This window comes from Psychroserpens mesophilus (assembly GCF_050617655.1).
Taxonomy (GTDB): Bacteria; Bacteroidota; Bacteroidia; order Flavobacteriales; family Flavobacteriaceae; genus Psychroserpens; species Psychroserpens mesophilus_A.
Genome location: NZ_JBODQC010000546.1, coordinates 1 through 232 on the forward strand (window position 1 = coordinate 1; position 232 = coordinate 232).

Genomic DNA, 232 nt, shown 5'->3' on the forward strand with positions numbered 1-232 from the left:
GGTGCGCGCCGGCAAGCTCAAGGCGCTGGCCGTGACCGGCGCCGCGCGCAGTCCGCTGCTGCCCGACCTGGCGACCATGAAGGAGCAGGGCCAGAAGAACTTCGAGTTCTATTCCTGGTACGGCGTGTGGGGCCCGGCCAAGCTGCCCGAGCCGGTGCTGCGCAAGCTGGAAGCGGCCTCGGCCAAGGTGATGGCCAATCCCAAGATCGTCGAGCAGCTCAATGGCCTGGGC

At 68.5% G+C, this 232-nt stretch carries 1 protein-coding gene; it reads left to right on the forward strand.

What is annotated here, in order from left to right:
* Positions 1–232: tripartite tricarboxylate transporter substrate-binding protein (locus ACRHNM_RS18365; RefSeq protein ID WP_431138063.1), on the forward strand; the 232-nt coding region annotated here is incomplete at both ends.